Annotated in this window: 13 protein-coding genes; 6 read left to right on the forward strand and 7 right to left on the reverse strand. The window is 56.9% G+C overall.

The genetic code is table 11. The features are described 5' to 3' along the window. The first annotated feature begins 191 nt into the window (after nt 1-191). From nhaB to GT753_RS09695, 3 genes are all read left to right on the forward strand, one after another. Entirely contained in the window at nt 192-1,757 is a 1,566-nt protein-coding gene (gene nhaB, locus GT753_RS09685; protein WP_160125556.1) for a sodium/proton antiporter NhaB, read from the forward strand. A 120-nt stretch (nt 1,758-1,877) separates the two neighbouring features. Next, complete coding sequence (dsbB, locus tag GT753_RS09690; RefSeq protein WP_004932277.1) at nt 1,878-2,408, forward strand: disulfide bond formation protein DsbB; 531 nt, start codon at nt 1,878-1,880, stop codon at nt 2,406-2,408. Between the two features lie 648 nt (nt 2,409-3,056). Beyond that, entirely contained in the window at nt 3,057-3,818 is a 762-nt protein-coding gene (locus tag GT753_RS09695) for an aspartyl/asparaginyl beta-hydroxylase domain-containing protein (protein WP_015378119.1), read from the forward strand. Nucleotides 3,819-3,931: 113 nt separating this feature from the next. On the opposite strand, the gene GT753_RS09700 is transcribed toward GT753_RS09695, so the two are convergent. The 4 genes from GT753_RS09700 to GT753_RS09715 form a co-directional block, all read right to left on the reverse strand. Beyond that, nucleotides 3,932-4,378, reverse strand: coding sequence for a YcgN family cysteine cluster protein (locus GT753_RS09700; RefSeq protein ID WP_004932284.1), 447 nt, complete (start codon nt 4,376-4,378; stop codon nt 3,932-3,934). A 122-nt stretch (nt 4,379-4,500) separates the two neighbouring features. Further along, nucleotides 4,501-5,157, reverse strand: coding sequence for a fumarylacetoacetate hydrolase family protein (locus tag GT753_RS09705; RefSeq protein WP_004932286.1), 657 nt, complete (start codon nt 5,155-5,157; stop codon nt 4,501-4,503). Nucleotides 5,158-5,215: 58 nt separating this feature from the next. Next, nucleotides 5,216-6,178 (reverse strand): lytic transglycosylase domain-containing protein, encoded by a 963-nt coding sequence (locus GT753_RS09710; RefSeq protein ID WP_230858006.1) that lies wholly within the window; start codon nt 6,176-6,178, stop codon nt 5,216-5,218. 88 nt (nt 6,179-6,266) lie between these two features. Then, entirely contained in the window at nt 6,267-6,539 is a 273-nt protein-coding gene (locus GT753_RS09715; protein ID WP_004932294.1) for a YcgL domain-containing protein, read from the reverse strand. 136 nt (nt 6,540-6,675) lie between these two features. On the opposite strand from GT753_RS09715, the gene minC reads away from it, so the two are divergent. Genes minC through minE form a run of 3 tightly spaced genes read left to right on the forward strand, consistent with a single transcriptional unit; the run spans nt 6,676 to nt 8,482 of the window. Next, nucleotides 6,676-7,371 (forward strand): septum site-determining protein MinC, encoded by a 696-nt coding sequence (gene minC / locus GT753_RS09720; RefSeq protein ID WP_004932297.1) that lies wholly within the window; start codon nt 6,676-6,678, stop codon nt 7,369-7,371. Between the two features lie 25 nt (nt 7,372-7,396). Beyond that, the gene (minD, locus tag GT753_RS09725; protein WP_004932300.1) at nt 7,397-8,209 is read left to right on the forward strand and encodes a septum site-determining protein MinD; all 813 of its coding nucleotides are present in this window, start codon (nt 7,397-7,399) and stop codon (nt 8,207-8,209) included. A gap of 3 nt (nt 8,210-8,212) precedes the next feature. Continuing rightward, a complete protein-coding gene (gene minE / locus GT753_RS09730; protein WP_004932303.1) occupies nt 8,213-8,482 on the forward strand; it encodes a cell division topological specificity factor MinE in 270 nt (89 codons plus the stop codon). A gap of 237 nt (nt 8,483-8,719) precedes the next feature. On the opposite strand, the gene rnd is transcribed toward minE, so the two are convergent. The 3 genes from rnd to GT753_RS09745 form a co-directional block, all read right to left on the reverse strand. After that, nucleotides 8,720-9,841, reverse strand: coding sequence for a ribonuclease D (gene rnd, locus GT753_RS09735; RefSeq protein WP_015378121.1), 1,122 nt, complete (start codon nt 9,839-9,841; stop codon nt 8,720-8,722). Nucleotides 9,842-9,922: 81 nt separating this feature from the next. Beyond that, entirely contained in the window at nt 9,923-11,611 is a 1,689-nt protein-coding gene (fadD, locus tag GT753_RS09740) for a long-chain-fatty-acid--CoA ligase FadD (RefSeq protein WP_004932309.1), read from the reverse strand. Between the two features lie 209 nt (nt 11,612-11,820). Further along, the gene (locus GT753_RS09745) at nt 11,821-12,411 is read right to left on the reverse strand and encodes a Slp family lipoprotein (protein ID WP_160125557.1); all 591 of its coding nucleotides are present in this window, start codon (nt 12,409-12,411) and stop codon (nt 11,821-11,823) included. Nucleotides 12,412-12,457: the final 46 nt, after the last annotated feature.

Consider the following 12,457-nt stretch of genomic DNA (forward strand, 5'->3'; position numbering starts at 1 on the left):
ATACCAGATCGTGCTGACATGACATAGCGTGAGCGAAAAACAATAAACGAAAGTGTGCATAACGTGGCAAAAAACGCGCAAAAACACCGGCCCTGAGAAATTTGCCGCCGTAAAACAAGCTCCGGTTGCGCCCGCCCCCGCCGCGTTGTTAGGGTACGTGCTACGACTGATTTAAGGATGCATAAAGGACAATGGAAACAACCCTGCGCAGCGCCCTGCTCAAAAACTTCCTGGGGCAATCTCCCGACTGGTACAAACTGACCATTCTCATTTTCCTGGCGATCAACCCGCTGGTGTTCTTTTTCGCCAGCCCGTTTCTCGCGGGTTGGCTGTTGGTGATCGAGTTCATCTTTACCCTGGCGATGGCGTTGAAATGTTACCCGTTGCTGCCTGGCGGCCTGCTGGCGCTCGAGGCCGTGGCCATCGGCATGACCAGCCCGGCGCAGGTCTCGCAGGAAATCGAACATAATCTGGACGTGTTGCTGCTGCTGATCTTTATGGTGGCCGGCATCTACTTTATGAAGCAACTGCTGCTGTTCGTGTTCACCAAGCTGCTGCTCAACATCCGCTCGAAAACGCTGCTGTCGCTGGCGTTCTGCCTGGCCGCTGCCTTTCTTTCCGCCTTCCTCGACGCGCTGACGGTCGTGGCGGTGGTGATCAGCGTGGCCACCGGCTTCTATTCCATCTATCACAACGTGACGTCGAATCGCCCCGACGGCGACATCGGCGATGACAGCGATTTTACCGGCGAAGAGCGCAAACAGACGCTGGAGCAATTCCGCGCCTTTCTGCGCAGCCTGCTAATGCACGCCGGCGTCGGCACTGCGCTCGGCGGGGTCATGACCATGGTGGGCGAGCCGCAAAACCTGATCATCGCCAAAAACGCGGGCTGGGGTTTTATCGATTTCTTCCTGCGAATGGCGCCGGTCACGCTGCCGGTGTTGGTGTGCGGTCTGCTAGTTTGTTGGCTGGTAGAACGTTTTCGCCTGTTTGGCTACGGCGCGCAGCTACCGGAAGCGGTACGCGACGTGCTGAAAGAGTATGACCGCAAGGCCACTGCGGGCCGTAGCAAACAAGAACGGCTCAAACTGGTGATGCAAGCGCTGATCGGCGTTTGGCTGGTGCTGGCGCTGGCCTTCCACCTGGCTGAAGTGGGGCTGATTGGCCTGTCGGTCATCGTTCTCGCCACCTCCCTGTGCGGCGTGAACGACGAGCACGCCATCGGCAAAGCGTTCCAGGAAGCGCTGCCGTTCACCGCGCTGCTGACGGTGTTTTTCACCGTGGTCGCGGTCATCATCGAGCAGCACCTGTTCAGCCCGGTGATCCAGTTTGTGCTGCGCGCCGAGCCCGCTTCTCAGCTTTCGCTGTTCTACCTGTTCAACGGCCTGCTGTCGTCGGTTTCCGACAACGTGTTCGTCGGCACGGTTTACATCAACGAGGCGCGCACCGCGCTGGAAACCGGCGCTATCGGGCTGAAGCAGTTCGAGCTGCTGGCGGTCGCCATCAATACCGGCACCAACCTGCCCTCGGTCGCTACCCCTAATGGGCAGGCGGCGTTTCTGTTTCTGTTGACGTCGGCCTTGGCGCCGCTGGTGCGTCTGTCGTATGGCCGCATGGTGTGGATGGCCCTGCCTTATACGATCGTATTGACCGTGGTCGGCCTGCTGTGCGTACAGTTCACGCTGGAGCCAGCGACCGAACTGTTGACACAGTGGCACTGGCTGACGCTGCCGTCCATCGACGCCGTCGGCCACTGAGACGGCGCCGGCAGGGTGAACCGACTATTTTTACGCTGAATCCGGCCCAGGTGGCTGGCAGCGAAGAGGAATTGGTTTACACTGCCGGTTCAATTGCTTACTGCATGGAAGAATCTAGATATGTTGCAATTCTTTAACCGCTGTTCACAAGGACGCGGCGCCTGGCTGCTGATGGCCCTGACAGCGTTGGTGTTGGAACTGGTCGCGCTCTATTTCCAGCACGTTATGCTGCTGCAGCCGTGCGTGATGTGCATTTACGAGCGTTGCGCGCTGTTCGGTATCCTCGGCGCCTCGCTGGTGGGCGCCATCGCGCCGAAAACGCCGCTGCGCTACGCGGCGATCTTGCTGTGGATCTACAGCGCCTGGGAAGGCGTACAGCTGGCGTGGAAGCACACCATGATCCAGTTGCATCCTTCGCCATTCAATACCTGCGATTTCTTCGTCAGCTTCCCGTCCTGGCTGCCGCTGGACAAATGGCTGCCGGCGGTGTTCCACGCTTCCGGTGACTGCTCCGTGCGTCAATGGCAATTCCTGACGTTGGAAATGCCGCAATGGTTGGTCGGCATCTTCGGCGCCTATCTGCTGGTGGCGCTGATTGTGCTGATCGCGCAGTTTGTTCGCCCACGCCGCCGCGACCTGTTCGGCCGCTGATCGGCAGACAAACAAAAAACGGCGCCGGAAGGCGCCGTTTTTTTAGGTATTGCTGCCACATTCCGAGATAAAGCCACCTCAGGTATGTGTAAGGAAGTAAACGAGCACGATCAGCGCTCCAGCTACGGCAAACAGGCGGATCATTTTCATTGTTATACTCTCGAACTTGCGGGAGAACGGCCAAATTACCCAACTTGTCGTTTAAAAAGAAGCATCCCGGCACAATTAAGCGCGTAATTTACATAACATTAAACTTCTGCGATATCGGCGACTAAAAACTGGCCGCTCTGGCTCATTCCTTTCAGCCTTCGAGCATCAATAAATTACCGTTACTTATGAACGACTGCACCTTTGTCACATTCAGAGCACAATATTTTGGTGAAGTTTACCCATAAAATCCTTATAGTATCGGCAAAGTGAGTACTACCGATTTCCCTGGTGTTGTTGTGTGTCTTGCCCCTCATCTTTGCAGGGGCTTTTTTCCTTCTCCCCCAACCGTCAGTCCCCGCTGCCTTTAAATAAATCATTCAAATTTAACTCTGCGCGGTATCACTCATCGGCCATCGCTCGCGCACTAATGATTAAAATCGTTCGTGATTCTTTCCTTATGCTGAAAGCAGTAGGCCAATGACATCAAGGACACGATTTATGCCGGATACCACATTGCCCCCTTCGTCTCAGCGCCCCTTCCTGCGGCGCATGCTGCTCAAAGCCGGGAAAAAATTCCTGCGCTGGAACGGCGAATTTCAGACTCGCCATTCGCTCATCTCCACCACGCCGCGGATCGGCAATCATGAATTCCATTGGGTGACGGCGCTGGAAGCCCGTTGGCCGGCCATTCGCGAGGAGTTGGATCGGTTACTGGAGCACCCGGAGGACATCCCCGCGTTCCATCAAATATCACCGGATCAGAAACGCATCTCTAAAGGAGATAACTGGAAAACCTTCGGGCTGTTTGTCTACGGGCAACGGGTTGATGAAAACTGCGCCATCTGCCCGCGCACAGCAGAGGCGGTCAGCGAGATCCCGGGCATGCGCACCGCCATGTTTTCAATCCTCAAACCGCACTATCACATCGTGCCCCACAAGGGCCCGACGCGAGCCGTCGTGCGCGCGCATCTGGGATTGATCGTGCCAAAGGATCGGGACAAGCTCTGGATCCGCGTCGACGATCAGATCCTGCACTGGGATGAAGGCAAGGTGATTTTGTTTGATGATTCTTATGAACACGAGGTCCGCAATGATACCGACGAGCTGCGCGCGGTGTTGTTTCTCGATATCGACCGGCCAATGGACAAAGTGGGCACGGCGGTGAATAAACTGCTGTTCAGCCTGATCAAAGCCAGCCCGTATGTGAAGCAGCCGCTGAAAAATCTGGCCAACTGGCATCGCCGAGATAAAAAAGCGTGAAGCAAGAGTCTCACGCGCGTAAGCTCAATAGCCAAGAGGGCGGAATGTCTTAACACGCCGCCCTCTGGCATTAAAACTCGTGTTGCCGAGCAACATCTGTCAAGGTATCCGCGTTATCTGGCCCAGTCCGGCTTGTTGAGGATATGATCCTGCCAGTCCACCACTTCACTCTCGCGCACTGCGATATGCCGCACCGTGATGCGCTCGCCGTGCATCGCCGCTTTGGAGCCGCTGATCAGCGGGTGCCAGGGGAACAGCGGCTTTCCTTCGCCAATCAGACGATAGGCGCAGGTCGGCGGCAGCCAATCGAAGGTGGTGAGATTTTCGCGCGTCAGTTTGATGCAGTCTTCTTCCAGCTCGAAGCGCCGCTCGTAGTTGCGGCATTGGCAGGATTTGATGTTGAGCTGGTTGCAGGCTACGTTGGTAAAATAAATCTCGTCGGTATCTTCGTCGATCAGCTTATTCAAACAGCATTGCCCGCACCCGTCGCACAGCGATTCCCACTCTTGTTCTGACATTTCCGCCAGCGTTTTCTGTTGCCAAAAAGCGAGTTGTGACATGTTAGCGTCCGGTTTCGGTAAATGGATAAGTCACCTGCGAGCAGGTTCGAGGGGGGACTATATAGACATTTTAGCCACAAGATGCAAGCTTTGCCGCCGACGATGCCGGCGGCAAGGAGAAATCAGATCACCCGGGTGCTGAGCGTTTTGCCGTTCAGGCTGATTTTCAGCATGTCGCCGGAAGCCATCGGGCCCACGCCCTGCGGCGTGCCGGTCAGGATGATGTCACCGGCGCGCAGCGTGAAGAAGCGGCTCATGTAGCTGATAAGCGGCAGGATTGGCGTGATCATGTCGCGCGTATTGCCCTGCTGGCGCAATTGATCGTTGACGGTCAACGACAGCTCGGCGTTTTGCGGATCGCCGAATTCCGCCACCGGGATAAATCCCGACATCGGGCAGGAACCGTCGAAGGCCTTGGCCTTTTCCCACGGCTGGCCGGCCTTTTTAAAGCCCGCTTGCAGATCGCGCAGCGTCAGATCGAGCGCCACACCGTAACCGGCGATCGCCCGCGCAACGCGATCTTCGTTGGCCTGTTTCAACGGCGTGCCGATCAATACCGCCAGCTCCACCTCATGATGCACCGCACCGAACTCTTTGGGGATGGCCACCGGCTGGCGAATATCACACAACGCCGTTTCCGGTTTGATAAACACCACCGGCTCGACGGACACCGCGCTGCCCATTTCCTTGATGTGATCGGCATAGTTGCTGCCGACGCAGACCACCTTGTTCACCGGGAAATCGAGCAACGAACCCTGCCAGTCTCTATGTTGATACATACCGCTTCTCCCAAACTGTAGAGGCTTGGCGCGCCAAGCCGATTATTGGTGTGCCGGATCAATGCCCGATCGCGTCTGCCATCATACCCACGGCGAGAGCGAAATAGTAAGAGCGATTCCAGTGCATAAGGGTGCGGAAATTATCATAGACCAGGAACGTCCGCCCCTGCAGATCATCCGGCGCGATAATCCAACCGCGCTGCACGGCATGTGGCAACGCACTGCCATCCGCGCGGCGCACGCCGCGTTTTTGCCAGTCGTTGACGCTGCGCGCCTGCGCGTCTTTCAGGCCCAGTTCGGCCCGGTTGAAACCGGCGGGCAATTTGACCTCGCGCCCCCAACCGATGCCGGGCTGCCAACCCTCTTTGGACAAATAGCTGGCTGTAGACGCGAAAACGTCGTCAATGTTATTCCAGATATCGATGCGCCCGTCGCCGTCGCCATCCGCAGCGTAGCGCAAGAAGGAGCTCGGCATAAACTGGCATTGCCCCATCGCGCCGGCCCAGGAGCCTTTCAGCGGCGTATCGCCGACGTGCCCCTGCTCAACTATCTGCAGCGCCGCCATCAGTTCCTGGCTGAAAAAAGCTTCACGGCGCCCTTCAAACGCCAAGGTCGCCAGCGCAGACACCACGTCTTCCCGCCCCTGAATCTTGCCGTAGGCGCTCTCCATCCCCCACAGCGCGATGATATAACGCCCTGGCACCCGATAGCGCTCGCTGGCCCGCAACCATTGCGCATGGCGCAGCCGATACAGTTCGCGCCCCTGGCGCACCTTGGCGGGCGACATCACCCGCCGTAGATAGTCGTCCAGGGTTACCTTCTGCTCCGGCTGATTGCGATCGGCCTTGATCACCCGATCGACGAAATGGATTTGCGCAAACGCGCGATCAAGGGTGGCCTGACTGATGCCCTGTTCCCGCGCCCGGCGCTTAAGTTGATCGACATACGCCGGGAACTGCGCCGGATCGCGGCCGCTCGCCGCCAGCGTCGTCTCCTGCGCCGCCTGCGATGCGCCGGGCATCAGCACCCCGCCCAGCGCCAACCAGGCGGCCAATACGGTCTTTCTCGCCGAACGTGTCATCGCGCCTCCCCTGGCCGTGGCGACTGTCTCAGGCCTTATCGCCCGCCAGATGCTGATTGAGCAGGTTTTCAACCGGCGGCGGGAACTGCAGATAATAGCCTTCGTCTTTCAACGCCTGCTTCACCTTTTCGATATCCGCCGAGGCCAATTTTTTGCGCTCATCGAGCGACAGCATCATGGCGAATTGCGGCACGCCGAAACTTTTCATCAGCTCTTCCGGCACACGAGAGAAATCGTCTTTTTTTTCGACATAAAGATAAGTTTGATCGCGTTTCGGGCTTCTATAGATCACACAAAGCATTTTTTTAACTCTATTTAATTGAGGGAGCGTCTTGCCTGGATATAACTCTGACTATAACATGCTTATAGTACATCGGAATATCGCACCCCGAGTGGTATTCCGGGGATTTAAAGTTGCTGAGACTGAGTCAGGATAGATGTCACAATCGCCAATTGAGCTAAAAGGCAGCAGTTTTACCCTATCGGTTGTTCATTTGCATAATTCGCAGCCCGAGGTAATACGCCAGGCGTTACAGGAAAAAGTTGAGCAAGCGCCCGCTTTTCTGAAAAACGCCCCTGTTGTTATCAACGTCGCAACGCTGGAAGGCGATGCGAACTGGAAAGAACTTCAACAGGCTGTCGCGGCAGCAGGTCTGCGCGTTGTGGGTATCAGCGGTTGCAGAGATGAGCGTCAAAAGCGCGCGATAGCCCGCGCCGGGCTGCCGCTGCTGAGCGAAGGCAAAGGCCAGAAAATGGCGGCGCCGGAGCCTGCACCAGCGCCCGTGGTGGCGGATAACGCCCCCGCCAAAACGCGCATCATCAGTACGCCTGTCCGCTCCGGCCAACAGATTTACGCCCGCAACAGCGATCTAATCGTGACCAGCAGCGTCAGCGCCGGCGCCGAGTTGATTGCCGACGGCAATATTCATGTCTACGGCATGATGCGCGGTCGCGCACTGGCAGGCGCGTCAGGCGACACGCAATGTCAGATTTTTTGCACCCACCTGGCGGCTGAGCTAGTCTCTATCGCAGGGCAGTACTGGTTGAGCGACCAAATCCCGTCCGATTACGTCGGGCAGGCCGTACGACTCAGCCTGTTGGATAACGCTTTAACCATACAACCTTTAAATTAAGCCCTTTTGACAAGGAATCCATTTCATGGCACGCATTATTGTTGTTACATCGGGTAAAGGGGGCGTTGGCAAGACCACTTCGAGCGCGGCCATCGCTACCGGCCTGGCCCAGAAAGGCAAGAAAACCGTCGTGATCGATTTCGATATCGGTCTGCGTAATCTTGACCTGATCATGGGCTGCGAACGTCGGGTAGTTTATGATTTCGTGAACGTGATTCAGGGCGATGCCACGCTGAATCAGGCGTTGATCAAAGACAAACGCACTGAAAACCTCTATATCCTGCCGGCTTCGCAGACGCGCGACAAAGACGCGTTAACCCGTGAAGGCGTTGAAAAAGTCCTCAACGATCTCGGCGAGATGGATTTTGACTTCGTGGTCTGCGACTCACCGGCCGGTATCGAAACCGGTGCGCTGATGGCGCTGTATTTCGCCGACGAAGCTATCATCACCACCAACCCGGAAGTCTCTTCGGTACGCGACTCCGACCGTATCCTGGGCATTCTCTCTTCTAAATCACGCCGCGCTGAGAAAGGCGAATCGCCTATCAAGGAACACCTGCTGCTGACCCGTTATAACCCGGGCCGCGTCAGCCGTGGCGACATGCTGAGCATGGAAGACGTGCTGGAAATCCTGCGCATTCCGCTGGTGGGCGTAATCCCGGAAGACCAGTCCGTGCTGCGCGCTTCCAACCAGGGTGAGCCTGTCATTCTGGATGCCGAGTCAGACGCCGGTAAGGCGTATGACGATACCGTTTGCCGCTTGTTGGGGGAAGAACGCCCATTCCGCTTCATTGAAGAAGAGAAGAAGGGTTTCCTGAAACGCCTTTTTGGGGGATAAACCATGGCCTTATTAGACTTCTTTCTGTCCCGCAAAAAACAGACAGCCAATATAGCCAAGGAACGGCTGCAGATTATCGTCGCAGAGCGTCGTCGCGGGGACAGTGAGCCCCCGTATCTGCCTGATTTGAAACGCGATATTCTGGCGGTTATTTGCAAATACATTCAGATCGATCCTGAAATGCTGCATGTGCAGTTCGAGCAGAAAGGGGACGATATTTCGGTACTTGAACTTAACGTGACATTACCGGAATCGGAAGAAGCAGCTAAATGATTGCGACGCATTAATTACCCCCTGTATATTTTATGCAGGGGGTAACTGTATGTGCATCCAGTTATTAAGCATTATCGGCAGCAAAAAATCGATTTTTCCCTTTGGGACAATTCCCAATTAACTTTGCCGCCACCTCGTTTAAAGTAAATTCTGGCCAGATTTACCTTCAACGCATTATTTCCTGCCTATATTCACCCGAGCAGAGTTTCCCTACCCTGCCCTGGTGATAACCAGCGATTAATAATCTTTCAGGATGTCCTGCAACGGCACCATTAATAAATCGCCGCGCCAGCCGCTGATTAATTCAGGGCGACTCTCGCCGTCCTTCAGTTTCCAATGCCAGTTCAACAATTGGTTAATTTGGCGACGGGATGCCAGCAGCTCGCTGCTCAACCCGCTTTGCTCGCTGACGGTAGCGATCGCCGCCTTGATGTCTTTGAACACCTTCTTGTAGCCCGGCTGATCGATAAGGTTGGCCAACGGCGCCGGCAACTCGGACTCGTCCAGCGCTTCGGCCTCCGCCACCAGCGCCAGCAGCGTTTTACCGTGATAACGGATCTCCGGCCCGCTCAGACCCAGCGAATCCAGTTCTCCCAGCGAAGACGGCATATAGCGCGCCACCTGCCACAGGTTCTCCTCACGCACCACAAAGTTCACCGCCAGATCGCGCTCACGCGCCTGGCGCAGCCGCCATTCCGCCAACTTCTGCAGACAACCGAGCTGACGCGGGCGCAGCTGCCAGGCGTTGCTGATTTCGCGATAGGCCAATGCCGGCGCCAGCGTCTCGCTACGGCGCTGGCACAGCAGCAGGCACTCGTTATTGGCCGCCGCGGTCCAACCGGCCTCTTCGGTCTCCTGCACCAACTGTTTAGCCATCGGCAGCAGATAGAACACGTCGGCGGCCGCGTACACGCATTGCCTTTCGGTCAGCGGGCGCGCCAGCCAGTCGGTGCGCGACTCGCTCTTGTCCAGCTCAACCTTCATATACTCCGCCACCAGCGTCGCGAAGCCACAGGAGAGCGGCCGGCCGGTAAAGGCAGCCAGGATCTGAGTGTCGACCATCGGCGTCGGCAGCGTTTTAAAGGCGTTGAGAAACACTTCGAGATCTTCACTGCCGGCATGCAGGAACTTCACCACGGCGGTGTCGGCCAGCAGGTCGACAAACGGCTGCCATTGCTTGATCGGCAGAGGATCGATAAGGGAGAGTTGTTCACCGTCGTAGAGCTGGATCAGGCCCAGCTGCGGATAGTAGGTGCGCGTTCTGACAAACTCGGTGTCCAGCGCAATCTGGGCATGCTTTCTCGCCTGCTCGCAGACCTGCTGCAATCCGGCATCGGTAGTGATCAACTGATAATTCAAAACATCATTCTCTTGTAGGATTCAAACACAACAACGCCGGCATTCACCGGCGTTGTTGATAGTCAGGCGCGAGAGCGAAACCTAGGCGGCATCGGCCGGCTTCGGCGTTTTTAGCTCATCGCGCAGTTCTCGCCGCAAAATCTTGCCGACGTTAGACTTCGGCAGTTCATCGCGGAACTCAACAATTTTAGGCACTTTATACCCGGTCAGGTGCCGACGGCAATGGGTCAACAGCTCTTCCTTGGTCAGCGAGGCGTCTTTCTTCACCACGCAGATCTTCACCGTTTCGCCGGAGACCTCGCTCGGCACACCGATCGCCGCACATTCCAGCACTTTCGGATGCTGGCTGACCACGTCCTCGATCTCGTTCGGGTAAACGTTGAAACCGGAGACCAGGATCATGTCTTTCTTGCGGTCGACGATGCGCACGAACCCCTGCTCGTCTACGGTCACCACATCGCCGGTCGCCAACCAGCCATCTTTCAGCACTTCGTCGGTGGCGTCCGGACGCTGCCAATAGCCTAACATAACTTGCGGCCCTTTGACCCACAGTTCGCCCGGTTCGCCCGGCGGTACATCCTGGCCATTGTCGTCCACCAGACGAATGTCCGTCGACGGCACCGGCAGGCCGATGCTGCCGCTGTAGTGTTTCAGATCGTAAGGGTTACCGGCCACCAACGGCGCGCACTCCGTCAGGCCATAACCTTCCAGCAGGTGTTTACCGGTGGTTTTCTCCCACTTCTCGGCCACCGCTTTTTGCACCGACATGCCGCCGCCGACCGAGAAACGCAGCGTAGAGAAATCGAGCTTGTGGAACTCTTCGTTGTTCAGCAACGCGTTGAACAGCGTATTCACCCCGCTCATGGCGGTGAACGGATATTTGCCCAGTTCTTTCACCAGCCCCGGAATGTCGCGTGGGTTGGTGATCAGCAAATTGCGCCCGCCCAGATCGATAAACAGCAGGCAGTTCACCGTCAGCGCGAAAATGTGATACAGCGGCAACGCCGTCACCACCAGTTCCTGCCCTTCGCGGAACAGCGGCGAATAGGCGGCCTTGGCCTGCTCGAGGTTGGCCTGCATGTTGCGGTGCGTCAGCATCGCGCCCTTCGCCACCCCGGTGGTGCCGCCCGTATATTGCAGGAAGGCCAGATCGGCATTAATGATGTCCGGTTTTACATACTGCAGGCGGCGGCCGCGCTGCAGCGCGCTGCGGAAGGAAATGGCGTCCGGCAGGTTGTATTTGGGCACCAGGCGCTTGACGTACTTGACCACGAAGTTGACCAGCGTACCTTTGGCGGCCGACAGCTGATCGCCCATGCGCGTCAGGATCACGTGTTTGACCTGAGTGTTGAACACCACTTTTTCCAGCGTATGGGCAAAGTTGGAAACGATGACGATGGCGCTGGCGCCGCTGTCGTTCAACTGGTGCTCCAGCTCACGCGGGGTATACAGCGGGTTGACGTTGACCACCACCATGCCGGCGCGCAGAATGCCGAACAGGGCGATGGGGTATTGCAACAGGTTAGGCATCATCAGTGCGACGCGGTCGCCCTTCTTCAGGCCCAGTTCATTTTGCAGGTAAGCCGCGAAAGCCCGGCTGCGTTCTTCCAGTTTGCGGAAGGTCATCACCTCGCCCATATTGATAAAGGCGGGCTGATCGGCATAGCGCTGCACGGCATGCTCAAACATTTCGATCAACGACGAATAGCGATCGGCATCAATCTCTGCGGGCACATCTGCCGGATACCGTTTTAACCAGACCTTATCCAAGGTATTACTCCTGAAATCATTACTAATTATCATCGCAGCCCTCAAACTCGCAGCCTAACCATAACAATATTTTAACTCAGCAGACCAGTTCGGGTTTTAAACATTATTCAGGTTGCGATGTACGTCACTAATTGTCGGATATTCCTTATCCCAAAAAACAAAAGGGCGGCCTGAGCCGCCCTGTCAAAATTGTTCACATCAAGCGTATGCTACTCGGTTACGATGGTTTGCACCTGTGCCGGGCCAGGGTTGTACCAGCCATAGCCTGCGCCCCAACCGGGTCCCCACGGACCTCCGCGCCAGCCCCAAGGGCCCATCGGCGCCGGCGGCATCACCACCTGCTGCACCAGATGCCAGCGTTTGAAACCGGTCACGTTCATCGTCACGAAGCGATACGGCGTCATGCCGATTCGCCCCTCTTTCAGACCGGTAATGGCGCCGACGACGGTCACCAGCTGGCCTTTGAAATCGACCGGTTCGAGGAAGCCGTTTACCGTGGCCAGCAAGCGGCCGCGCGACGGTTCGCCCAGTATCGGCCGCGCACCGCTGTCGAGCGGCACCGCCGCAATCTCCAGCACCGTGCGCCCCTGTTCGTTGGCGACGTTCACCACGGTGCCGCCGAAACGGGCTTCCGCGCCGGTAAACAGGTTGGGTGCATTTTGTACCGAGGAAAGCTGAGTCACCGGCGTAGGGCTGGAGCCTTTGATCGCATCCGGTACGGTGACGCACCCGGTCAGAACCAGCGCGCCGCAGGCGACGGCCAGCAGCGACAGCTTTTTACTTGCAGTGCGGATTAACATGGTCGCAATCTCCTGAAATGCCTGTAACTTTGACCGCGTTTCAGCG

This window comes from Serratia sp. Z4, assembly GCF_009900725.1.
GTDB lineage: Bacteria > Pseudomonadota > Gammaproteobacteria > Enterobacterales > Enterobacteriaceae > Serratia > Serratia nematodiphila.

Coding starts and splice junctions, on each gene's coding strand:
- nhaB (WP_160125556.1), top strand. CDS start 192: ATGGAAACAACCCTGCGCAGCGCCCTGCTCAAAAACTTCCTGGGGCAA.
- GT753_RS09695 (WP_015378119.1), top strand. CDS start 3,057: ATGCCGGATACCACATTGCCCCCTTCGTCTCAGCGCCCCTTCCTGCGG.
- GT753_RS09700 (WP_004932284.1), bottom strand. CDS start 4,378: ATGTCACAACTCGCTTTTTGGCAACAGAAAACGCTGGCGGAAATGTCA.
- minE (WP_004932303.1), top strand. CDS start 8,213: ATGGCCTTATTAGACTTCTTTCTGTCCCGCAAAAAACAGACAGCCAAT.
- minC (WP_004932297.1), top strand. CDS start 6,676: ATGTCACAATCGCCAATTGAGCTAAAAGGCAGCAGTTTTACCCTATCG.
- dsbB (WP_004932277.1), top strand. CDS start 1,878: ATGTTGCAATTCTTTAACCGCTGTTCACAAGGACGCGGCGCCTGGCTG.
- GT753_RS09705 (WP_004932286.1), bottom strand. CDS start 5,157: ATGTATCAACATAGAGACTGGCAGGGTTCGTTGCTCGATTTCCCGGTG.
- GT753_RS09745 (WP_160125557.1), bottom strand. CDS start 12,411: ATGTTAATCCGCACTGCAAGTAAAAAGCTGTCGCTGCTGGCCGTCGCC.
- minD (WP_004932300.1), top strand. CDS start 7,397: ATGGCACGCATTATTGTTGTTACATCGGGTAAAGGGGGCGTTGGCAAG.
- GT753_RS09715 (WP_004932294.1), bottom strand. CDS start 6,539: ATGCTTTGTGTGATCTATAGAAGCCCGAAACGCGATCAAACTTATCTT.
- GT753_RS09710 (WP_230858006.1), bottom strand. CDS start 6,178: ATGCCCGGCGCATCGCAGGCGGCGCAGGAGACGACGCTGGCGGCGAGC.